This is a genomic window from Bifidobacterium sp. LH_730 (assembly GCF_056355835.1).
Genome location: NZ_JBKETB010000002.1, coordinates 298,050 through 321,196, shown reverse-complemented (window position 1 = coordinate 321,196; position 23,147 = coordinate 298,050). Strand labels below are relative to the sequence as shown.

Below are 23,147 nucleotides of genomic sequence, written 5' to 3'. Positions count from 1 at the left end.
CGGAAAGGATAAGGAACGCATATGGTCACTTGGATCTCGACCACCCAGACTGACAAACTCGTCGACCGCTCGGGCGATGTCACCGCCACCGGTGCCACCTCCGCCCCCGACCTCGCCCTCGACGGCACCGAGAAGCAGGCGCTGCGCGGCTTCGGCGGATGCTTCAACGAACTCGGCTGGCTGCCGCTGCAGACCGTCTCGCAAGAGGAGCGCGACCAGATCATCAAGGAGCTCTTCAGCCCCGACGAGATGAACTTCACCTTCAACCGTGCCCCCGTCGGCGCCAACGACTTCTCGGAGCAGTGGTACTCCTACGACGAGGTCGAGGGCGACTATGAGATGGAGCATTTCTCCGTCGAACACGATGAGTCCACCCTCATCCCGTACATCCACCGCGCCCAGGAATGGCAGCCCGATATGAAGCTGTTCTCCTCGCCGTGGTCCCCGCCGACCTGGATGAAGCGCCCGAAGGCCTATAACTACGGCCGCCTCGTGCTCACCGAGGAGAACCAGCGTGCCTACGCGAAGTACTTCGTCAAGTACGTCCAGGCCTACAAGGAACACGGCATCGACGTCACCCAGCTGCATGTGCAAAACGAGGTCTTCGCCGATCAGAAGTTCCCGAGCGCGCTGTGGGATTCCGAGGCGCTCAAGGTCTTCATCCGCGACTACCTCGGACCCGCGTTCGAAGAGGCCGGCCTGGACACGAAGATCTGGCTGGGCACGCTCAACGGCCCGGAGGACATGGCATGGACCGTCGGCGGCTATGGCATGCGCCTGAATAATTACAATCGCTTCGTCGACAACATCCTGTTCGACGAAGGCGCGCGCAAGTACATCGAGGGCATCGCCTACCAGTGGGCCGGGCAGAACTGCATCGCGCGCACGCACGAGTCGTGGCCCGAGATCGACCTGATCCAGTCCGAGTCGGAGTGCGGCGACGGCCAGAACACCTGGGAATACGCGGAATACGTGTTCCATCTGGTCAACCACTACCTCAAGAACGGCGCGACCGCCTACACCTATTGGAACATGATCCTCGACGATCAGGATTCCACCTGGGGCTGGTGGCAGAACTCGCTGTTCACGATCACCGCCGACACGCACGAGGTGCGCCGCAACCCCGAGTACTACGTGATGCGCCACTTTTCGCATTTCGTGCGTCCCGGCGCCAAGGTGCTCGGCACCACCGGCCACTTCAATTCGATGGCCATCGCCTTCCGCAACCCGGATGGCACGGTCGTCGTCGCCGTGCAGAACGCGCTGGAGAGCGAGATGCCGTTCGAGTTCGCCGATCCGGCCGATGCCTCGCGCGGCATCAAGGCCACGCTGCCGGCGCGCTCGTTCAACACCTTCGTGCTGGACTGATCGCTGTTGCCGGTATTGTCGGCATCGCCAGTGATTGAAGCGCTGCTTTAGGCACTCCGCATATCGCGGGGTGCCTTTTTCATATCTGGCTTCTGGCTGTGCCGGCGACGGCAAAGCGTCTTTCATGGTTATTCTGCTTTGTGTGAACACTTACGTTCTCTAGTTATATTTAGATATAATTTAGATATGGAACGTAAGTATGGTGTGACGCAAGCCATCCGCGAATTCGTGGCGGAGCGGCCCTATTCGGATGCCTTCACGGTTGACGACGTGATGCGTGCGACGGATCATGCGTATCCACGTGCTTCGGTGCGCGCCACGCTGCATGCCGAAGTGGGGCGTTCCGATTTGAAACAGTATGATTCCGGGATCTGGTATAAAGCTGGAATTATTCCCTCGCTGGGTGTTGAAGATGCGCCTAATCTCGTGCCGCTTATCGATTCGTTATGGATGACGAATGACCATGGTGTGCGAATCGGATATGAGACCGGGGCGTATCTGGCGAATCGCTGGAATCTGAGCACCCAGATCCCCAACAAAATGGATGTGGTGACGCAACGTCCGAATAGGAAGCCTGAAATCGCGCGTCAGCTTGGGGTCAGATTGCGGGCGCCGGTCACCGATATCACCGCCGCGAATTGGCGTAACCTACAGGTGCTTGACATGCTCGATTCCGGCGTCAATCTTGACAATGACCGGGATGGGCGGCGGCTCGCCGCGATTATGTCGGGCGAGGAATTCAGTTACGTCGAACTCATGTCCCTTGCTTTCCTGTTTTATCCCAAGCGCGTACAGAATCTCGTTGTTCAACTTAGTGAAAGGATTGTCGATGTTTCTGCATGAAGATAGGCGAGCCTTCGCTCGTGTGGTGGAGGACGCCTCTGAAAAGGAAGAATGTCCACGCAATATCGTCGAAAAGGACTATTACGTGTGGCTGATGCTACGTAGTCTCGCTGCTCAGCAGGCCGAGCACCCCTCGGTGTTCAAGGGCGGCACCGCGATGTATGACAAACTCGGCATGTTCAACCGATTCTCCGAAGACATCGACCTGACGGTGCCGGTCGATGACCTGCCATCGAGGAACCAAGCGCGCAAGCGGTTGGAAGCCGTGGCCCTGTCGCATGACTTGCAAGGGCTGGTGCTAGACAAGACCGACGACGATTATGACAACCGCAGGGGATCCATCACCAGTGTGTATGTCTATGAGCCGCTGTTCCAAGCGGCGGGGCAAGATGAATTGCGGCGCGCGGGGCGTGTGAAGATTGAGGCGACCAGTTTCACGCAGTCGGAGCCGACCGAGCCAGTGTCGGTTGTGCCTATGGTTGCTACAGCCTTGCCGGTGCCATCGCCGTTTGACATTGCGCCTGCGCTGCTGCCGTCGCTGACCTTGGAACGCATCTTTACCGACAAATTGTTTGCCGCGCAGAATTACTGGCTTAAAGGCGGCGGGTATCTGTTTGACGCGGCGAAGCATATCTACGATCTTTGTGTGCTGAGACGGCAGCTGCGCATCGAGGCTTTGCTGAAGGACCCTGCCCGACTTTCGGCCATCGCCGAATATACGCGCAGGGAGGAGCGCGACCGGCTGGGCAGTCGCACCGCTGACATGCCGTTGGGGCGGGCGAGCGTGCTTACTGAGGCATTCGATGACAAGGATTTTTCTGCGGCATATCGCCGGATGCAAGAGGTGTATGTGTTCAAACCGCAGCATCGGATACCGGCTGATGATGCGCGCCGGGATATGGCTCGTCTGTCCTATGAACTGGCGGCGTGAGCATCGGATAGACTGTCGAATCATGGGTCCAGGGAATCGATGCGGTGGGAAGGAGACGGGGGCATGAGTGCGTCGAACGGCACGGGGAAAACGGTAGAAACGGGGAACGGGGTCCGTCGTGCTGCCAGCGTCGAAACCCCCAAGCGCGTGCGCAAATCGCCTGAGGAACGCCGGCGCGAGATTCTGGATGCCTCGGTCAAGCTCATTAGCCAGCGTGGATACAACGGCATCTCCGTGCAGGATGTGGCCGACGAAGTGGGCATTTCCAAGCAGGGACTGCTGCGATATGTGGGCAGTAAGGACAATATGCTGTCGATGGCCTACGAGGAGACCTACAATTCCTCGGGCACGGTGGAGGAGTTCATGGCCTCCGGACTGCCGGGGTCCATGGAGGGGGATCTGCGGTTCCCCGCCTATCTGCGCTTCCTCGTGCACCATAACTCGCAACGGCGGGAGATGGTGCAGTTGTTCTCCGTGCTCAAAGTCGAATCCCTGAATCCCGGGCATCCCCTGCATGATCATTTCCGGAAGCGTGCCGAGGATGCGTGGGAGGGATACTGCGCCTTCCCGTGGCGCATTCCGCCTCAGCTGGGGGAGTGGAAGGAATCGATGCGCCCCGTCGTGCGCCGCGCGCTGGAAGTGATGGACGGCATTCAGTTACGCTGGCTCGACGAGCCGCCGATCGACCTCAACGAGGAATGGGCCGATTTCGACGCGTTGCTCTTCCCCTCGCCCCTATGGGATGGATATCGCTGAGTGCGAAAGGTTGAGCCGGCGGACGATATGCACCGTCGTATGCGTGGGCGGTGTGTGCTGCCGGAGTGCGAGGGGCTGATGCGTGGCCTGCTCCCGGCGTGTCTCTTCTCCGAATTCTATAAACTACCAATTGGTAGTTAAATATCTTCGACGAGGAAGGCGACCCATATGGCCGAGACCACCGCACCCGCAACCGTTCCCGCGGACGCTCCCTACAAGAACCCCGATCTGCCGGTCGACGAGCGCATTGAGGACCTGCTCTCGCGCATGACCCTCGAGGAGAAGGTCGGGCAGATGATGCAGCTCGACGCCCGCATGGGCAATCTCGACGAGCTGATCTGCGACAAGCATGTCGGTTCGATCCTGCACACCAGCCCCGAGGACCTGCCGCGTGCCGTCGAAACCGTCAACACCAAGACACGCCTCGGCATCCCGCTGGTCATCGGCGACGACTGCATCCACGGCTATTCGTTCTGGCCGGGCGCCACGATCTTCCCCGAGCAGCTCGGCATGGCCGTCAGCTGGGATCCCGAGAAAATCGAGGCCATGGGCCGTGCCACCGCCGAAGAGGTTTCCACCACCGGCGTGCACTGGACTTTCTCTCCCGTGCTGTGCATCGGGCGCGACACCCGCTGGGGCCGCGTCGGCGAGACCTTCGGCGAGGACCCGATGCTGATCGGCGAGCTCTCCTCCGCGATCGTCAAGGGATATCAGGGCGGTGCGAAGGCCGGCGAACCGCTTGCCAAGGATGCGATCCTGGCCTGCGCCAAGCACTTCGCCGGATATTCCGAGACCCAGGGCGGGCGCGACGCCTCCGAGGCCGATCTGTCCCATCGCAAGCTCGAATCCTGGTTCCTGCCGCCCTTCGAGCGCGTGGCCAAGGAAGGCTGCGGCACCTTCATGCTCGGATATGAATCCATCGAAGGCGTGCCCGTCACCTTCAACAAGTGGCTGCTCAATGACAAGCTGCGTGGCGCATGGAACTACCAGGGCACGCTCATCACCGACTGGGACAACGTGGGCCGTTCCGTGTGGGAGCAGCACGTCAAGCCCGATTACGTCCATGCCGCAGCCGACGCGGTCAAGGCCGGCAATGACCTGGTCATGACCACGCCGCAGTTCTACGAAGGCGCCATCGAGGCCGTGAAGACCGGAATGCTCGACGAAAAGCTCGTCGACGAAGGCGTGCGCCGCATCCTGGCCCTGAAGTTCCGCCTCGGCCTGTTCGAGGACCCGCGTCTGCCCGACCCCGAGCGCATCAAGGCGGTCATCGGATCGGCCGCGCACCAGGAACTCAACCTCGAACTGACCCGCGAATCCATCGCCCTGCTCAAGAACAACGGCGCGCTGCCATTTTCGGTCGCTTCGGCCAAGCGCATCGCCGTGGTCGGCCCGCTGGCCGACGACGCGCAGACGCAGCTCGGCGACTGGGCCGGCAGCTCCGGTCAGGTCAATTGGATGCCGGACGGCCATCCGCGCGAGATGATCACCACCGTGCTCGACGCGTTCAAGTCCGTTGCCGGTGAATCCGGCGCCGAGGTCGTCTATTCGCGCGGCGCGAATATCGTCGAGCTCGTGCCCGATCCGGAGGGCGAGACCTATCCCGACGGCCAGCCGCGCCCCAAGATCGGCGTCTCCGCGCCCGTCGACCAGACCCTGATCGACGAAGCCGTCGCCAACGCGCGCCAGTCCGACCTTGTGGTGGCCGTCGTCGGCGATGTGATCCAGACCATCGGCGAAACCTGCTCCACCGGCACGCTCGAGCTGCTCGGCGGCCAGAACGCGCTGCTCGAGGCGCTGGCCGGCGTGGCCTGCGAAACCGGCAAGCCGCTGGTCGTCGTGCTCATGAGCTCCAAGCCGATGGTGCTGCCCGCCTGCGTGATCGGCGCCAACGGCGTGATCGTGGACGAATCGGCCGCGGCCGGCACCTCCGCCCTGCTGTGGGCGCCGAGCCCCGGCATGAAGGGCGGCCAGGCCATCGCCGAGATCATCCTCGGACTGACCGAGCCGAGCGGCCGTCTGCCGATCACCTTCCCGCGCCACGCGGGCCAGCTGCCGGTCTACTACAACCAAATCCGCGGCCAGCATGGCAACCGCTACTCCGACCTGACGCAGGATCCGGCATTCGCCTTCGGCGAGGGCCTGTCCTACACCAGCTTCGAATATGGCGAACCGGTGGTGACCAATGTGCCCGCCTCCGGCACCTTCGCCGAGAACGACACAGTCCATGTCGAGATCGAGCTGACCAACACCGGCGAGCGTCCGGGAACCGAGGTCGTGCAGCTCTATATCGGCGATATCGTCACGTCCTACAGCTGGACCGATCGTGAGCTCAAAGCCTTCCGCCGCGTCGAGCTAGCACCGGGCGAGACGACGACCGTCGCCTTCGATGTGCCCGTCACCGACTGCACGATCGTCGACTCCGAGGCCCGCCGCTTCGTCGAGCCCGGCGAATTCGAGGTGCTGGTCGGCCATTCGAGCCGCCGCGAGCACTTGAAGCGCACCACCTTTACCGTCGCCTGACGGCTGTTGTGCTTCCGGGGTTTCCGGTGAAGGTCTTCGGCGGTGCCTGTGGTGTCGCCGAAGACCACCGGAGTCTGGGAACACCGAAATCGCAAAGACATCTGACGGCGATGTCAGTGGGGCCGCGCAGCCAAGCTCACTTCTTCTTGGCGTCACGACACTGCGAACGACAGCGTGTTCTTCGCAGTGCCGTGACGTTTTGAGGTTATCAGTGGCACGAATTTGCGAACAGCGGCGTGTTATTCGTAATTTCATGCCACTGAGTTGCCGTCAGTGGCACGAATTTCAGAACACCAGCGTGTCGTTCGTAAAAATGTGCCGCGGAACAAGCTGTGCTGGCATGTCGCACCGGTTTCGCAGCAGGTGGCCTCGGAAACCGGCTCCGGGGAGATGTCGTTCCACCTCCCCGACCGCAAACGCCATCTCAGAAACGCCGAACGGCCTGCGTCAGCAGATCAAGGAACCCTTGTGCGTCGATGCCGGTCGCGAACTCGCAATTGGGCGCGGGATGGTTGGCATTGGTGAGCAGATCGGTGACGGCGATGCCGCGCACGTATTCCGATTCAACCGCGAAGCGCACATTGGCCGCCCTCCATTGCAGAAGCTCCGGGTGACTGATCGCGGCGACGGCCAGGGGATCATGCATCGCGCACGACTGCTGGTCGATGGGCGAATCCGGCTTGTGTGAGCCGAGGAACTCGATCCATTCCTTCGTGGCCTTGCCGGCGTATTGCGCGAAAGCGCTCGGGGAATGCTCCATGGCCGAGGCCTCGTCGAGTGTCATCCGCACCTGCAGGGTCACGTCGAGCCCGACGAAACGGACCGGGATACCATGCGAAAGCACGTCATTGGCTGCTTCGGGGTCGTTCCAGATATTGAATTCGCCGGGCAGTGAGGTCTCTCCGGTCTGGCCGAGGAACACGCCGCCCATGACGACGATCCGCTCGATCAACGGCGCGATATCGGGGTCGAGACGCAGCGCGAGGGCGACATTGGTCAGCGGGCCAATCGCGCAGATGGTGAGCTCATGCGGATGGGCGCGCACAAGATCGATGATGGCCAGCGCCGCGTGGCTGTGCGCGTCGAAGACTTCGGATCCGGGATCGGCGTCGCGCCGGCGCTCGTGCTCGGCGATGGCCTCCGGATGGATCGAAGGGCGGGTCAGCGGCCGGTCCGCGCCCCGGTGGACGGGGATATCGGAACGCCCAAGTTGCTCGAGCATCCGCCGGGAGAGCCGTGTGGCGTTGAAGACGTCGGTGTTGCCGTTGACGGTCGTCACGGCCAGCACTTCGATATCCGGGTCCGCAAGCGCCAGTGCGAGGGCGAAGCCGTCGTCGACGTCGGCGTTCGGCGCGCCCATCGACAGGTCGGTGTCAAGGATGATCTGATGCATATGGCCCTCCTTTGGATTCGCAGCGCCACATCATATGCGCCGACCAGTATCAGTCTAGACGAACCGCGTTCATTCCTCGTTCTGCACCGCGTGCAGGTAGCGGTAGGCCGTCGACTCGGCCACGCCCAAGCGCGAGGCGACCTTGCCGATGGCGCCTTTGAAATGGAAATATCCGCGCTCGTTGAGCGTGCGCACCACGGCCATGCGGTCGTCGGCGCTGAATTTCTCCGCGGGCAGCCCGCCCCTCGCCGCGCTCATCGCCTCGATCTCCTGCGACGCCATGTCGGAGACGGATGCCACGAGGTTCTCCTCGCGCGGTTCGCCGGCGGAATCCTGCGGCTCGGCGGCCGAGGAATCGAAATACGCATGGGCGAACTGTTCGATGCTGGTTTTGAGCGTATTGAACGCGGTGCGGTCGGTGTTGATGCACAGCGTGCCCACGATGCGTCCGTTGTGGCGGATGAAGAAGGTCGAGGAGACGATGAATCGGTCGCGCCGCGGCGTGCGCCCGGTGTATCCGATGACGTAATCGCGGTTGTCGCGGGTGCCGTCGCGCAGCACCTTGAGCATCAGGTCGGTGGCGGGGGAACCCACGCGTCGTCCGCTGACATGCCCGTTGGCGATGGCGATCACCGAGTTGTCGGGCCGCGAGGCGTCGTGCAGCACCACTTCGGTGGAGGGGCCAAGCGCCGCGCCAAGGAACTCCACAAGGGGTATGAATGATCGCACGTAGGCGTCGCCGCCATCGCGTGGGGCGGGGCCCGGGGTGTCGTAGGTCATGTGTCCCTCCTTGATATGGGGATGCTGTTCCCCCATGCGTCCCCTATATATAAGTGAACCATATATGCGGACGGCTGCCCAACCGCATGTCGAAGAATAGGGGAGGCCTGCGCGAAACGTCGTATGACCGACGCCTCGCACAGGCCTTCCCTATGCGTTGCTGGTCCGTCCTATCGCCGCATCGATCGGGCGGGAATACGACGGATCAATGGTCGGCGGCAGGTCACAGCAATGCCGTGCCCTTGGCGATATAGCTGGCCATCTCCTCGCGCGGCACCATGGAGCCGCCCGTGGCCCAGGCGATATGCGTGGCGTTGGCCATGCGCTCGTCCGTCAGACCCATGCGCCCGCGGTATTCGGCGTCGGCCAGCACGCGCCACGGGCCGGCGAATCCCGCGGACGACGACGGCTCGATATCCAGGCCGCTGGTCTGATCGAGCAGCGCGATGAGACGGTAGAGCTCGTCGTCGTCGATCGTGTAGAAGCCTTCGAGCAGATGCTCGAGGCGACGGCCCACGAAACCGGAGGCGCGGCCCACGGCCAGGCCGTCCGCGGCGGTGAGATTGTCGATGCCGAAGTCCTGCACGCAGATGTCGTTATGCGCGCCCGTGTAGACGCCCATGTACATGCACGGCGAGTGGGTCGGCTCGGCGAAGATGCAGTGCACATCGTCTCCGAACACGGTCTTGAGACCGAAGGCCACGCCGCCGGGGCCGCCGCCCACGCCGCAGGGCAGATAGACGAACAGCGGGTGGTCCGCGTCGACGCGCACGTCGTAGGTCTTCAGCTGGCCGGCCAGTCGCCGCGCGGCGACGGCATAGCCCAGGAACAGGGTGGAGGAGTTCTCGTCATCCACGAAATAGGCGGTCGGGTCGGATTCGGCCTCCTTGCGCCCGGAGGCGACGGCCACGGAGTAATCGGATTCGTATTCGAAGACATGCACGCCATGCTCGCGCAGCTTGTCCTTCTTCCACTGGCGGGCGTCGGCCGACATGTGCACGCTGGCGTCGAAGCCGAGCGCCGCGCTCATGATGCCGATGGACAGGCCCAGGTTGCCGGTGGAGCCGACCGCGACCTTGTATCCGGAGAAGAATTCGCGCATCTCGGGTGTGGCGAGTTTGCGATAGTCGTCGTCATAGCTGAGCTTGCCGGCTTCGACGGCCAGATCCTCGGCGTGCTTCAACACCTCGTAGATGCCGCCGCGCGCCTTGATCGAACCGCTGATCGGCAGCTCGCTGTCGAGCTTGGCCCACAGCTTGCCCGGCATATCGGCGCCGTATCGCTTGGCGATGGCGTCGCGCTGGTCGGGCACGGCCACCAGCGGCGATTCGAGGATGCCCTCGGTCACCTTCGTCTCGGGGAACAGCTCCACGAGCAGCGGCGCGAAGCGCTTGAGGCGGTCGGCCGCGTCGTCGATGTCCTTGACGGTCAGGCCGACCTCGGGCAGGGCCTCGGCCGTGGGCTTGACCCGGTCGTTGAACCAGGTGCTGGGCTCCAGGTCGATGAGCTCGCGCATCTTGGGGAACTCCGCCACCCACTGGTCGATGGACTTGCCGAGCACGGTTTCGTTGGTCATTGGTTGCTCCTTTGCGTTTGGGATGTTAGGTTATGTGAATCGATGGATGACTGGCCCGGAGTCGCGGTATCGCGGGTGCCGCGACCCCGGGGGAGGGGATGGTCAGAGCACGAGGCTTACGAGCAAAGTGCCGCAGAGGGCCACCACTGAGGTGATCGTGGTGCCGACGGTCATCGTGCGCAGTGCCTGCGGAACGGTCATATGCAGGTATTCCTTGACCATCCAGAACAGCGAGTCGGTGACGTGGGTGAAGCCGATGGCGCCGGCGCCGATGGCGAGGGCCAGGATTTCCGGGGCGATGCCGGTGGTCTCCATCATCGGCATGACGATGCCCGCCGCGCTGATCATGGCGACGGTGGCGGAGCCGACCGCGAAGTGCAGCACCAGTGCGATGAGCCAGGCCAGGATGATCGGGCTGATCGGCAGCCCGGACAGGGCGTCGGCCAGGGCCGGGGCCACGCCGGATTCGGTGAGCACCTGGTTGAAGGCGCCGCCAGCACCGATGATGAGCAGGATGCCGCCGATCGGGGCGAAGGAGCCGTCGGTGATCTCTTGGATCAGGTCGAGCTTCATGCCGCGCACCAGACCGAGGGAGCAGTAGGCGAAGAGCACGGAGATCAGCAGAGCGGTGATCGGATTGCCGATCACATCGATGATCTGCCGGGCGAGCATGCCCTCGGGCATCGCCTGGGTGGCGATGGTGCGGGCGATCATGAGGATCAGCGGCATGAGGATGGTCAGCAGCGTGATGCCGAATCCCGGCAGCGTCTTGCCTTCGGAGGCCATGGTGCCGCCGGTCGCCGGGGCGGTCTCGTCCTCGGTGTCGGCGCCTTCGTCGTTCTTGATGGCGAAATGGGCGTAGAGCGGTCCGCCGATGAGCACGGAGGGGATGGCGATGAGCAGGCCGAGCATGATGACGGTGCCGATGTCGGCGCCGAGCGTGCCGGCGATGGCGGTGGCGGCGGGGTGCGGCGGCAGGATGCAGTGGACGACCATCAGCGAGACGCCCAGCGGGATGCCGACCTTGATGCGGGAGATGCCGGCCTCCTTGGCCACCACGAACACAAGCGGCACGAGCAGCACGAAGCCGACCTCGACGAACACCGGGATGCCGCAGATCAGGCCGAGCAGGGCCATGACGATGGTGGCGCGCTGCTTGCCGATGGCGTTGATGAGCGTGGAGGCGAGGCGCTCGGCGCCGCCGGAGACCTCGAGCATCTTGCCGAGGACCGCGCCGAAGCCGATGATCAGCGTGAGGAAGCCCAGTGTGCCGCCGACGCCCTGTTCGAGTATGTCTCCGATGGAACCGAGGTCAAGCCCGGTGGCGAAGGCCACGAAGAACGCGGCGATGAGCAGCGCCAGCGAGGCGTGCATCTTGAATTTGATGATGAGCAAAACGATCAGTGCGATGGAAACCAGCAGCACTGCGATCAATGGTCCTGTACCCATGGCGACTCCTATGTCGTATCGGTCCTTGTGGTTGATGATGGTGAGTCGTTGTCGTCGATGACAAGAAAATTCTATCAGTGGGAATAACTTATTGTCAAGTATAAGAATTTTCTCTCGCGTGTTGCTATTGGTGTGGTCTTGGCGCGAGGAATCTGCGCTTGCGTGGCTTGCCGGCGTACGTTTCTGCGCAGCCTGACGAGGGGTATGCGCATAAACGTACTGCGAGAAGTTCTCAACGTACGTTTCTGCGCAGCCCGACGGATAGTGTGCGCACAAACGTACTGTGAGCGCTTCTCAGAGTACGTTTCTGAGCATGCCATCCGTCGGACTGCGCACAATCGTACGCAAATAGACAAGGGGCGGAGTCGTGGTGACTCCGCCCCGGTGTGCGAATTGGGCTGCGGTTGGTGACTCAGATCAGCCGCTCGAGGAAGTGGACGGCGCGCACGGGCCAGCCCTCGGCGTCGGTGCTCTGGCCGTCGCCGAAGCCGTGGTCGGCGGTTTCGGCGATTTCGAGGCGCGAGGTGACGCCGTTCGCGTCCAGGGCCTCCTTGAAGCGTAGGGAATGGACGACCGGGCAGATGGAATCGCGCTTGCCGTGCACGACATAGCAGGGCGGGTAGTTGCCGTCCATCTGCTTGAGGACGTCATACCGTTCCGCCAGTTCGTCGGAGGCATTCGTTCCCAGCGTGATGGTGCGGAAGAATCCGCCCTCATCGCCCGCGTCCAAAACAGGCAGTCCGTAAATCGGGAACAGGGCGACGGGCGCGGGGATGCCGTAATGCGCGTAGCCGACTGCTTTGCTGCCCCATTCCATCGTGAGGTTGCCGGCGGCGGAGAAGCCGGTGACCACATAGCCGCGGGTTCCGAGCCCATATTCGGCGCGGCGCGCGTCGATATGCCGCCAGACGGCCGCCATGTCGTCGAGCGGCTTGGGCATGGCCGGCACGACGGTATCGCCGAAGACGCCGACGCGGTAGTTGGGGATGAACACGTCGTATCCCAGGTCGTTGAGCTTGGCCGCCACCGGCATCGATTCGGCCATCGTGCACACGCTGGTGTAGGCGCCGCCGGCCACGGCGATGACGAAGGGCGCGCTCTGGGTGCCGCGCTCGGCGATGCGTTCGGGTCGGGCCGGGAAGAACCAGTATCCGACGTCCTTCTTCTCCGGGTCGTCGGTGCAATCGGCGTCGTCGTAGATGCGGTGCCAGGTCGAGCCGGGGGCGCCGGCCTCGAGCTCGGCCAGACGGTTGAGACCGGACAGCAGCGTGCCGATGTTGAACAGCGGGAAGGACGTCGCCAGTTCGCCGAAGGTCCAGTCCTCGGCGGGGCGCCCGGCGATGACGGATCGATACATGAGCCGGTCCGCGTAGGGCTTCAAGGCCGGGTGGGTGGTGGTCGTGTCGTCGGCGGTGACGGGGACGAAGGATGTCATATCGGTTCCTTTCATGGTGATGGGTAGGGGCTTCGTTGGCGGCGTGAGTCGGATGTTCCGTTGGCATACGGTTTTCCGCACGGTGATGGAGGTTGTGCGGAAAACCGTGCTGGAAGGCGGGGGTTTGCGCACGCTTTTTCGCAGGCCGACGGAGGTTGTGCGGAAAACCGTACGTGTAGGGGATGCCAGATGTACGGTTTTTCGCAAGGGCATGGTTGGCATGCGGAAAACCGCACCGGAGGGGCGGCCGGGAGGGATCCGCTGATGGGGATATGGCAAGGGTCCGGCCCCGAGGAAGGGAACCGGACCCGGGGTCCGCGGTGGGCGCGGTGCGTTGCCGCGGGGAAGGGGCGCTAGCGGCTCACTTGGCCTTCTTGATGAAGAGGATGAGCACGGCGCCGGCCATGACGGCCACGATGGCGCAGGGGAAGGTCATCGCGTAGGAACCGGTCGCCAGCACGATCGAGGAGGTCGCGATCGGGGCGAGCACCTGGCCGACGGTGTTGGCGAGGTTGAGGATGCCGAGGTCCTTGCCGGCCTCGTCGGGGTTGGGCAGCACGTCGACGTTGAGGGCCTGGTCGACGGCCATGTAGATGCCGTAGCCGACGGCCATGACGGCGGCGAAGATCAGCATGCTGGTCTTGGTCGGGGCGAGCCACGGGATGGCCAGGCCGATGGCCATGATGGCGGAGGCGATGAACACCGGCAGCTTGCGCTTGCCGATCTTGTCGGAGATCGGGCCGGAGGCCAGAGAGGTGATCAGCGAGATGACCATGACGGTCGTGGCCATGGTGGAGACGGTGGCCGCGGCCTCGACCTTGTCCAGGCCGATGTACTTCTGGGTCACGTAGAGCTGGTAGGCCATGATCATGTTGTAGCCGAAGATCATCGCGAGGCGGCCGACGAGGGCGAGGTAGAAGTCGCGCGCGCCCTTGACCGGCGGACGGAACTGCATGACCATTTCCTTGACGGAGATCTTCTCTCCGGAGGTGGCGGGCAGCTCGCGGGGGATGATGAGCACGACGACGATGCCGGTCAGGACCCAGATCACGGTGCCGACGAGGAAGCCGGGCTTCGGGTTGGTGATGAAGGCGGCGCCGATCATCGTGCCGAGGGACTGGCCGACGATCTGGCCCACGCCGTAGAAGGCGGAGAGGGTGCCGCGGATCTTCTGCGGCACGCGGTCGGAGAGGATCGCCACGCAGGGCGCGATCATCATGTTGAGGCCGATCTGCAGCACGCTCCACCAGGCGACGATGCCGACCAGGGTGGTGGCGTTGGAGGTCATGAAGTAGGCCAGGCCGGCGATGAGGCCGCCGGGGATGATCCACGGGGTGCGCTTGCCGAAGCGGGAGCGGGTGCCGTCAGACAGGGCGCCGAAGACGATGTTGGCGATGAGGGCGAAGATGATGCCGATCGAGTTCATCGAGGCGAGCACGGCCTCGCCCGAGCCGATGCCGAGTCCGTTGAAGCGGTCGGGCAGCAGCACGGCCGAGCCCGCGGTGCCGGCCATCATCCACATGATGTTGAAGACGATGAAACCGATGCCGAATCGGATCATCGTGGATTTGGGCATGGGCTTGCCGGTGTCGGGTGCGATGTCATCCGCGATGGCGGCGACGTTCTTCTCTTCCATGGAACACCTTCCTTGGTGCGACTTCGGATATTGCTGACTTCATTGTTCCGGTACTGGTTACCACCAGCTAACTTAGGATGTTAGCGTGTGGTAACTTTTATGTCAAAAAAATACGGAGAGGCGGCGTGTCGCCAACTGCCGCAAGGTTTTGTCCGGAATAATGGCCGGTGCTTCGCCGTCCGCGTCCCTATTGTTGGGACGCGTGCGAGGGGAATTGGGAAAGGAGCGGTGCCATGCGTGGGAATGCGAGCGGAAAGGAAGCCATAGCGGGGCTCATCATGGGGAAGCGCGGCTCCTCCGGAACCGTCCGCATGAGCGCCGAGGATCGCCTCAACCAGATCGTCGACGTCGCGGTCGATCTCATCGGCCGCCACGGATACAACGGCATGTCCCTGCAGGACATCGCCAACGAGATCGGCGTCTCCCAGACCGCCGTCATCCACCGCGTCAAGAACAAGCAGAACCTGCTGGTGCTCGTCATCGAGCGATACTATGACCGCTCCACCGCGGAGAGGCAGTATCTCCAGGAATTCCAACCTGGCGGCGCACGCGAGGGGGAACGGCCGCATGTTCCCACGGTACTGCGCCGCATCGTCGCCCAGAACGCGCAGCGCCCGGAATTGGTAAGGCTTTTCCAGATGCTCAACGCCGAGGCAATGTCGCCCGAGCATCCGGCCCACCGGTATTTCGTCGAACGCACGCATTCGACGCTGACCATGTATCGGAACTCCGACTGGGAGGTGCCCGAGGGCGTCGACGGCGAGTTCGTCTATTCGATGGCGCTCGCCGCGATGTATGGCCTCGAAGGGCGTTGGGTCGCCGACCCCGAGGGCGTGGACTATGAGGCGGAGTGGGGGCGATACGACGCATATCTCTTCCCCTCGCCGACCTGGGACGGATATCGCTGAGTTAGTTCCGCGTGCGTGTCGCACATCCGAATATGGGATATAGTCGATGGTGACTTCATCGCTCCGTTCCCGTCCGCTGTCGGCCGGGAAGACTCAGTATGTCCATATCCAAGGAGTGATGAGATGACCGCAACCCAAACCCTGTCCGCCCAGCGCATCGATGCGTTGAGGGTCGAACACCTGCACGGCGATGCCATCGGCGTCGCCACCGCCACCCCGCGCCTGTCCTGGAACTACGCACTCGAGCCGGCGCCCGGCGCCAAGGCCACCATCCGCGTCACGCGCACGCCGTTCGCTGGCTCGCCCGTCAGCGAGGAGGCGCAGGTGCCGGCCGACGGCAATATCCTGTGCGCCTGGCCCTTCGCGCCCCTGGCCTCCTTCGAAGCGGTCGAGGCCACCGTCAGCCTCGACGGAGCGACAAGCGAGCCGCTGCGTTTCGAAACGGCTCTGCTGGAGAACTTCGCGCATTTCGCCGATTTCGTGGGCCCTTCGTGGGTGGAGCCGGAAACCGACCACCGCCGTCTGCCGTTGGTGCGCGCGGAAATCGAACTTAAGGACAAGCCTGTGACCGCGCGCCTGAGCCTGACCGCCCTGGGCTTGGTGGAGGCCGAGATCAACGGCAGGCGCATCGGCGACGACGCGCTGCTGCCCGGCTGGACCGTCTACTCGGACCGCCTCGACTGCTGGACCTTCGACGTGACCGACGAGCTCGACGCCGGCGCGAACGCGATGGGCTTCTGGCTGGGCGATGGCTGGTATCGCGGGCGCCTCGGCTTCGACGGCGGCTGGGTGAACTTCTACGGCGACAAGATCGGCGTGTTCGCGCAGCTTGACATCGCCTACGCCGACGGCACCACCGACCGCATCCTGTCCAATTCGTGGGACGGTGCATGGAAGGTCGCGCCGGGCCCGATTGTGTGCTCCGACCTCTACGAGGGCGAGCGATACGACGCCCGCCTCGAATGCCCCGGATTCTCCGAGCCCGGCTTCGACGACTCCGACTGGAAGCCGGTCGCCGAGGTCAACTACGACCCGAAGAAGATCGTCAACCCCGAGCTGCCGCCCGTGCGTCCCATCGAACGGCATGAGCCGGCGAGCATCGAGCGCAAGGCCGACGGGACCTATCTGATCGACTTCGGACAGAACTGCTCGCAGCGCATCCGCCTGAATATGCGCGGCCTCAAGGCCGGCGACGAGGTGACGATGCGCCATGTCGAGGTCCTGAACCCCGACGGCACGCCCTGCACGCGCACGCTGCGCCGCGGCCAGCAGTGCGACGTCTACGTCTCCAACGGCGCGGACGCTTGGTGGGAGCCGCGCTTCGCGATGCATGGCTTCCGCTATGCCTCGATCGAAGGCTATCCGGGCGAGCTGACCGCGGCCGACATAGACTGCCGCGTCTATCACACCGATATGAAGCGCGCCGGCTGGTTCGACTGCTCCGATCCGATGGTGACCAAGCTGCATGAGAACGCCCTGTGGTCGATGCGTTCCAATTTCGTGTCGATTCCGCAGGACTGCCCGCAGCGCGACGAGCGCTTCGGCTGGACCGGCGATATCGCGCTGTTCGCGCCGACCGCCGCCTATCTCTACGACACGCAGTCCTTCCTCGACAACTGGTTGGCGGATGTGCGCGCCGAGCAGCTGCGCTACGGCACCGTGCCGTTCTACGTGCCCTTCGTGCCGCTGGGCGCCTGGGGCATCCAGGCCGCCATCGCCATCTGGGGCGACGCCGCCGCACGCGTGCCGTGGGCGCTCTATATGGATGGCGGTGACGTCGAGGTGCTGCGCCGCTCCTATCCGCTGATGCGCGACTGGATCGACGAGGTGGCTGGATATCTTTCCGCCGATGGCGTGTGGGACCGCCGCCCCGAATCCGTCCTCGGACAGCTTGGTGACTGGCTTGATCCCTCGGCGCCGCCGGAGAATCCGATGCTGGCGATGACCGAGAAGGAGCTGGTGTCGACGGCCTTCTTCGCGGCCAGCTGCCGAATGGCCGCCGACAGCGCCAAGGCGTTGGGGGAGCAGGGGGATGCCGAGCGTTTCGAAGCGCTTGCTGCCCGCGTGCATGACGGATTCGTGGCGCGCTATGTGCACGCTGACGGCACGATGACCTCCGACACGCAATGCGCCTATGCGCTCGCCATCGCCTTCGGCCTGCTCGACCATGACCCGGCCCTGCGCGCCGCGGCCGGCGACCGCCTGGCCCAGTTGGTGCGCGAATCCGGCGGCAAGGTGTCGACCGGCTTCGCCGGCACGCCCTATGTGCTGCCCGCGCTGAGCCTCACCGGCCATGACGAGGAGGCATACGGACTGCTGATGTCCACCGAATGCCCCTCGTGGCTCTACCAGGTCAGGATGGGCGCCACCACCACATGGGAGCGTTGGGATTCGATGATGCCCGACGGCGACATCAATCCCGGTGGCATGACCTCCTTCAACCACTATGCCCTGGGCTCGGTGGCCTCTTGGTTGCATGCGCGCATCGGCGGCCTGGAACCGGTCGAGCCGGGTTGGCGTCGCTTCCGCGTCGCGCCGATGCCCGGCGGCGGCATCACACATGCCTCCACCAGCCATCTGACCCCGCGCGGCATGGCCTCGGTCTCCTGGAAGCTGGACGGCGATGGCGCGATGCGGCTCGTGGTCGACGTGCCGGCGGGCGCGGTGGCCGAGGTCGATGTGCCGGGGCTGGCGTGCGAGCTGACGGCCGGGCGGCATGAGCTGACGGCCGGGCGGCATGAGCTGACGGCGTCCGCCCAAGGCTGAGTTCGACTCGCGCGCCGCGCGGAGCCGGGCCTGACCGGCCTCGCTGAATAAGTCCGGTCCCGGTCGTCCGGCCACGCGGCTGCATATCACGGCCGCATATGAATAACCATGTCCCAACCCCGCCCCGACACGCGTTCGGGGCGGGGTTGACTTTTCCTCCGCCATCATATAAGTTATCTGTTAGTAACCACTGACAAGCGTCGGGATGTTCCGGCCCGTCGCCTGCGGCGGTTGCGCACCCCCATCCGCACGGCGGGCGGCGCACACAGCGGTCGCAGCCCGCGCAACGCAAAACGACAAGGAATCGAAATGACCATGCACACCGTCGAGCAGTACCGTCTCTTCGAACTCAACCTCACCGGGACCTCGGAAGGCAATCCGTATGCCGATGTCGAGCTCGCGGCCGACTTCACCAGCGCCGAAACCGGCGAGAAGGTGAGCGTCGGCGGCTTCTACCGCGGCGAAGGCAAGTATTCCGTCCGCTTCATGCCCACCGTCGCCGGGCGCTGGACCTATGTGACCCGTTCGGCCGACCCAGCCCTCGCCGGCCAGAGCGGCGAGATCGACGTCGTTCCCGCCGCCGAAGGCAACCACGGGCGCGTGCTGCCCGCCAAGGACGTGCTGACCGGCGAGGCGGCCGCCGCCTACGGCGACCAGCTCAAATACCGCTTCGTCTACGAGGACGGCACCCCGTTCCAGCCCTACGGCACCACCTGCTACGCCTGGACCAACCAGGAGCCCGAGGTGCAGGACCAGACCATCGACACCCTCGCCCACGCGCCCTTCAACAAGATCCGCATGTGCGTGTTCCCCAAGTCCTATGACTTCAACACCGCCGACCCCGCGATGTTCGCCTACGAAGGCTCGATGGAGGAGGGCTTCGACCACACGCGATTCAACGAGCCGTTCTTCGAGAACCTCGACCGGCGCATCGGCCAGCTCGACGAGCTCGGTATCCAGGCGGACATCATCCTGCTGCACCCGTATGACAAGGAGCAGTGGGGCTTTTCCAGGATGACGACCGCCGAGGACGAGTTCTACTTGAAGTACATGGCCCGCCGCTATGGCGCGTTCCGCAACGTGTGGTGGTCGCTGGCCAACGAATACGACCTTCTGCCGGCCAAGAGCCTCGAGGACTGGCGCGCCTACGCGCGCGTCGTCATGGCCAACGACGCCTTCAATCATCTGCGTTCCGTGCACAACTGCGTGACCGTCTACGACTACAACGAGCCGTGGTGCACCCACTGCTCCACCCAGCGCGTCGACACCACGCGCACCACCGAGGCCATCGCCGACTGGCGCCGCGACTTCGGCAAGCCGGTCGTGTGCGACGAGCCCGGATACGAGGGCAATATCTACTGGGGCTGGGGCAACCTGCCCGGCACCGAGCTCATGCGCCGCTACTGGGAGGGCGCCATCCGCGGCGGCTATGTGACCCACGGCGAGACCTTCATCGACAATCCGCAGATCTGGTGGGCCCACGGCGGCAAGCTGTATGGCGAGGCGCCGGCGCGCATCGCCTTCATGCGCCGGGTCTTCGAGGAGGCGCCGCTCGACGCCGCCCCGCTCGACGCCGCGCTCGCGAACAAGGGCACTTGGCCGGTCGCCACGCCGATGAACGGCGAGATCCAGCTGCCGGCCGCGATGGAGAAGGCCGTGCAGTACTGGGATGTGCCGGTGCTGCGCTCCGGCGACGACTACCAGCTCGTCTATTTCGGCTGGTACGCGCCCAAGTACCGCGAATTCCCGCTGCCCGCCGGCGGCGAATACAAGGTCGACGTCATCGACACCTGGAACATGACCGTCGAGACCCTGCCGGGGACGTATGCCGATTCCGTCAAGGTGGACCTCGGTCGGCAGTATATGGCCGTGCGCATCCGCAGGGTCTGACATCGGGAGAAACACTCGGGAGAAATATGGGAGAGGAGCGGCAGTGTCCAAGCTCAGTTTCATGACCAAATTCGCCTTCGGCATGGGCGATTTCTGGACATCCATCGGCAACATCGCGATGGCGACCTATCTGACCATGTTCTACACGGATGTGGTGCATCTGTCGGCCTCGATGGTCGCCTCGATGCTGCTGATCGTGCGACTGGCCGTGGCGTTCTGGGATCTCGCCGTCGGCATCCTCGTCGACCAGACCACCTCGAAATGGGGCAAGGCCCGGCCGTGGATGCTCTTCGGCGGCATCGCCTACGGCGTGGCGTTCCTGTTCCTCTTCCTCGACCCCTTCGGCGACTCGCTGGCCGGCGTCGTCTATGCCTGGGTGGTCTACACGATCGTCAACGTGGCGTATTCGACCGTCAACGTCTCCTATGCCTCGCTGACCTCGCTGCTGACCGGCGACTCGGGGGAGAAGACCCAGCTCAACATCTTCCGCATGACCATCGCCAACGTGGCCGCCATGCTCGTCTATGTGCTGGCCATGCCGGTGATCAACGCCTTCGGCGGCTCGGCGCTCGGTTGGTCGATCTTCTTCGGCGTCATCGCGGTGATGATTCCCTTCGGCTATTGGTTCACCTTCGCCAACACGCGCGAACGCGTCTCCGGTGGGGCCGGCGCCGCCGGTGGCTCGGCGGAGCGGCGGAGCGTGGCCGCGCATTTCAAGGCGCTGTCGCGCAACCGCTACTGGTGGCTGACGCTCGGCCTCAACTTCGCACTGTGGATCTACAACGGCATCGCCAACGGCATGGCCGCCTACATCGCCAAATGGGTGCTCGGCAACTCGAACCTCACGGCCGTGGTGGGCCTGGCGACGGTCATCCCGCTGATCATCGGCCTGCCCTTCGCCGGGCTCTTGGTCGCCCGCTTCGGCAAGCGCAACTCCTCGCTGGCCGGCCTCGCGCTGGTGGTCGTGGGCTCTCTGATCGTCTTCGTCGATCCGACGAACCTGTGGGTGTTCTTCGTCTCGATCATCGTGCGCATGATCGGCATCGTGCCGATGAACGCGGCCCTCAACGCGATGAGCGGCGACGTGGTCGAATACGGCGAATGGAAGACCGGCGTGCGCTCCGACGGCATCGTGTTCAGCTCGTCGAGCTTCTCGATGAAGGTCGCGATGGGCGTCTCCTCCGCCGCGATCGCCTGGATCCTTGGCATAAGCGGCTACGACGGCGCCGCCTCGACGCAGACGCAGGGCGCGCTCGACGCGATGGTCCACACCTTCGTGTGGGTGCCGATCGCGATGGTCGTCGTCATGGTCGCGCTGCTCGCGGCCTACGATCTCGACAAGCGCATCGACGGCATCGGGATGGAGTTGGCCGAGCGTCGCAAGCAGGCATAGGACTGTGCTTCTCCGGTGATATCCCGGTTCCGTTGCGGGGCCGGGATATCACCGTATTCCAATGGGTTTTCGTGTAGGGAGAGAAGCGACACGCCGATAATTTTCACGGGTTGAAAATTATCGGCGTGTTCGTTATCCTCGACGTACCGACCGATTGGTTAGTCCTCGAAGGTGAGGGCGTTGGTCGAACTCAAGGAGGAGCATATGAGTCAGACCGTCTCCGAAGCGACTGCAGTCGATCCCGGCGCGATCGCGCCTGACACCGGCAAGCCGATGCCAGGCATCCACAAGGCCCGTTTCATGGCGGGCTTCATCATCTTCAACATCCTGTGGGTTGTGGGCGCCGCCGCCGGCTCGGGCGTCCTGCTGCCTGCGCGCTTCAGCACGCTGGACATCGGCCTGGCCCCCGAGGCGATCCTCGCCTCGATGAACTCGATCAGCATCATCTTCGCGCTGATCTCCAACCTCGTCTTCGGCGCACTGTCCGACGCCACGCGCTCGCGCTTCGGCAAGCGCACCCCGTGGATCGTGCCCGGCGGTTTGGTCACCGCCCTCGGCTTCTGGCTGACCTCCACGGCCGACTCGCTGTTCACGATCGTGGCCTTCTGGTCCGTGCTGCAGATCGGCCTCAACCTCATGATCGCGCCCTGCGTGGCGATCCTCTCCGACCGCATCCCGGAGAACATCCGCGGCACCATGTCCGCCTTCTATGGCGTGGGCCAGACCGTCGGCGGCGCGCTGGGCGCGATCCTCGGCGCGGCCTTCATCACCAACCAGACCACCGGCTTCATCCTTGCCACGATCATCCTGGCCGTCACCGGCCTGGTCACCGTGGTCATCATGCCGCGCGAGCAGTCCTCGGTGAACGCCGAGGTCGAGAAGGTCTCCGTCAAGGAGATGGTCATGCGCTTCCGTCCGCCGATCAAGGGCGCGCGCGACTTCTACCTCGCTCTCGTCGGCCGCCTGCTGCTGATCATGGGCTACTACATGATCTACGGCTACCAGCTCTACATCTGCCAGAAGTACATCGGCCTGTCCACCACCGAGGCCGCCGCCACGATCTCCATCATGTCCACGATCACGATGGTCTGCTCGCTGGCCTCCGCCCTGGTCTCCGGCCCGATCTCCGACAAGATCGGCAAGCGCAAGATGCCCGTCGTCATCTCCTCCGTGGTCATGTGCATCGCCCTGGCCGTCCCGTGGCTGGCCCCGTCCAAGACCAGCATGCTGATCTTCGCCGCCGTCATGGCGCTGGGCTTCGGCGTCTACACCGCCGTCGACCAGGCCCTCAACGTCGACGTGCTCCCCAGCCCCGAGGAGGCCGGCAAGGACCTCGGCATCCTCAACCTGGCCAACACCGCAGGCCAGATCATCGCCCCGCTGGTCACCTCCGCCATCGTGCTCACGACCGGCTCCTACGCCCTCGCCTTCCCCGGCGCCATCATCTCCATCCTCCTGGGCGCGGTGTTCATCATGTTCATCAAGAAGACCAAGTGAGGC

16 protein-coding genes are annotated in these 23,147 nt (G+C 64.1%); 10 read left to right on the top strand and 6 right to left on the bottom strand.

Annotated features, from left to right (window positions below; all coding sequences use genetic code 11):
• Positions 1–21: 21 nt before the first annotated feature.
• The 5 genes from AC1AUD_RS04150 to AC1AUD_RS04130 all read left to right on the top strand — a co-directional run bounded on the left by AC1AUD_RS04150 (position 22) and on the right by AC1AUD_RS04130 (position 6,421).
• On the top strand, positions 22–1,368 hold the full coding sequence (locus AC1AUD_RS04150; RefSeq protein WP_476572359.1) for a glycoside hydrolase family 30 protein: 1,347 nt from the start codon (positions 22–24) through the stop codon (positions 1,366–1,368).
• 186 nt (positions 1,369–1,554) lie between these two features.
• Positions 1,555–2,211: a hypothetical protein gene (locus AC1AUD_RS04145; protein WP_476572357.1), complete on the top strand. Its 657-nt coding sequence runs from the start codon at positions 1,555–1,557 to the stop codon at positions 2,209–2,211.
• On the top strand, positions 2,198–3,142 hold the full coding sequence (locus AC1AUD_RS04140; RefSeq protein ID WP_476572355.1) for a nucleotidyl transferase AbiEii/AbiGii toxin family protein: 945 nt from the start codon (positions 2,198–2,200) through the stop codon (positions 3,140–3,142). Before AC1AUD_RS04145 ends, AC1AUD_RS04140 begins: the two co-directional genes overlap by 14 nt.
• Before the next feature lie 63 nt (positions 3,143–3,205).
• Positions 3,206–3,898, top strand: a complete 693-nt coding sequence (locus AC1AUD_RS04135) for a TetR/AcrR family transcriptional regulator (protein ID WP_476572353.1) — start codon at positions 3,206–3,208, stop codon at positions 3,896–3,898.
• 168 nt (positions 3,899–4,066) lie between these two features.
• Positions 4,067–6,421 carry a glycoside hydrolase family 3 N-terminal domain-containing protein gene (locus AC1AUD_RS04130; protein ID WP_476572352.1) on the top strand — a complete coding sequence of 785 codons (2,355 nt, stop codon included), beginning with the start codon at positions 4,067–4,069 and terminating at the stop codon, positions 6,419–6,421.
• A 424-nt stretch (positions 6,422–6,845) separates the two neighbouring features.
• Here the strand turns inward: AC1AUD_RS04130 and AC1AUD_RS04125 are convergent, their stop codons facing one another.
• The 6 genes from AC1AUD_RS04125 to AC1AUD_RS04100 form a co-directional block, all read right to left on the bottom strand.
• A complete protein-coding gene (locus AC1AUD_RS04125; protein ID WP_476572350.1) occupies positions 6,846–7,814 on the bottom strand; it encodes a nucleoside hydrolase in 969 nt (322 codons plus the stop codon).
• 69 nt (positions 7,815–7,883) lie between these two features.
• On the bottom strand, positions 7,884–8,594 hold the full coding sequence (locus AC1AUD_RS04120) for a helix-turn-helix transcriptional regulator (RefSeq protein WP_476572348.1): 711 nt from the start codon (positions 8,592–8,594) through the stop codon (positions 7,884–7,886).
• A gap of 223 nt (positions 8,595–8,817) precedes the next feature.
• Complete coding sequence (gene dsdA / locus AC1AUD_RS04115) at positions 8,818–10,170, bottom strand: D-serine ammonia-lyase (RefSeq protein WP_476572346.1); 1,353 nt, start codon at positions 10,168–10,170, stop codon at positions 8,818–8,820.
• A gap of 102 nt (positions 10,171–10,272) precedes the next feature.
• Positions 10,273–11,619, bottom strand: coding sequence for a GntT/GntP/DsdX family permease (locus tag AC1AUD_RS04110; protein WP_476572344.1), 1,347 nt, complete (start codon positions 11,617–11,619; stop codon positions 10,273–10,275).
• A 412-nt stretch (positions 11,620–12,031) separates the two neighbouring features.
• Positions 12,032–13,054, bottom strand: a complete 1,023-nt coding sequence (locus AC1AUD_RS04105) for an alpha/beta hydrolase (protein ID WP_476572342.1) — start codon at positions 13,052–13,054, stop codon at positions 12,032–12,034.
• Positions 13,055–13,415: 361 nt separating this feature from the next.
• Positions 13,416–14,690, bottom strand: coding sequence for an MFS transporter (locus tag AC1AUD_RS04100; protein WP_476572340.1), 1,275 nt, complete (start codon positions 14,688–14,690; stop codon positions 13,416–13,418).
• Between the two features lie 233 nt (positions 14,691–14,923).
• Here AC1AUD_RS04100 and AC1AUD_RS04095 point away from each other — a divergent pair, with 233 nt between their 5' ends.
• From AC1AUD_RS04095 to AC1AUD_RS04075, 5 genes are all read left to right on the top strand, one after another.
• Positions 14,924–15,598, top strand: a complete 675-nt coding sequence (locus AC1AUD_RS04095; protein ID WP_476572338.1) for a TetR/AcrR family transcriptional regulator — start codon at positions 14,924–14,926, stop codon at positions 15,596–15,598.
• Positions 15,599–15,721: 123 nt separating this feature from the next.
• Positions 15,722–18,364: a family 78 glycoside hydrolase catalytic domain gene (locus AC1AUD_RS04090; protein ID WP_476572336.1), complete on the top strand. Its 2,643-nt coding sequence runs from the start codon at positions 15,722–15,724 to the stop codon at positions 18,362–18,364.
• A 309-nt stretch (positions 18,365–18,673) separates the two neighbouring features.
• A complete protein-coding gene (locus tag AC1AUD_RS04085) occupies positions 18,674–20,254 on the top strand; it encodes a DUF5605 domain-containing protein (RefSeq protein ID WP_476572334.1) in 1,581 nt (526 codons plus the stop codon).
• 43 nt (positions 20,255–20,297) lie between these two features.
• Positions 20,298–21,647 carry an MFS transporter gene (locus AC1AUD_RS04080; protein WP_476572332.1) on the top strand — a complete coding sequence of 450 codons (1,350 nt, stop codon included), beginning with the start codon at positions 20,298–20,300 and terminating at the stop codon, positions 21,645–21,647.
• A 204-nt stretch (positions 21,648–21,851) separates the two neighbouring features.
• Positions 21,852–23,144, top strand: coding sequence for an MFS transporter (locus tag AC1AUD_RS04075; RefSeq protein WP_476572331.1), 1,293 nt, complete (start codon positions 21,852–21,854; stop codon positions 23,142–23,144).
• The last annotated feature ends 3 nt before the right edge of the window (positions 23,145–23,147 follow it).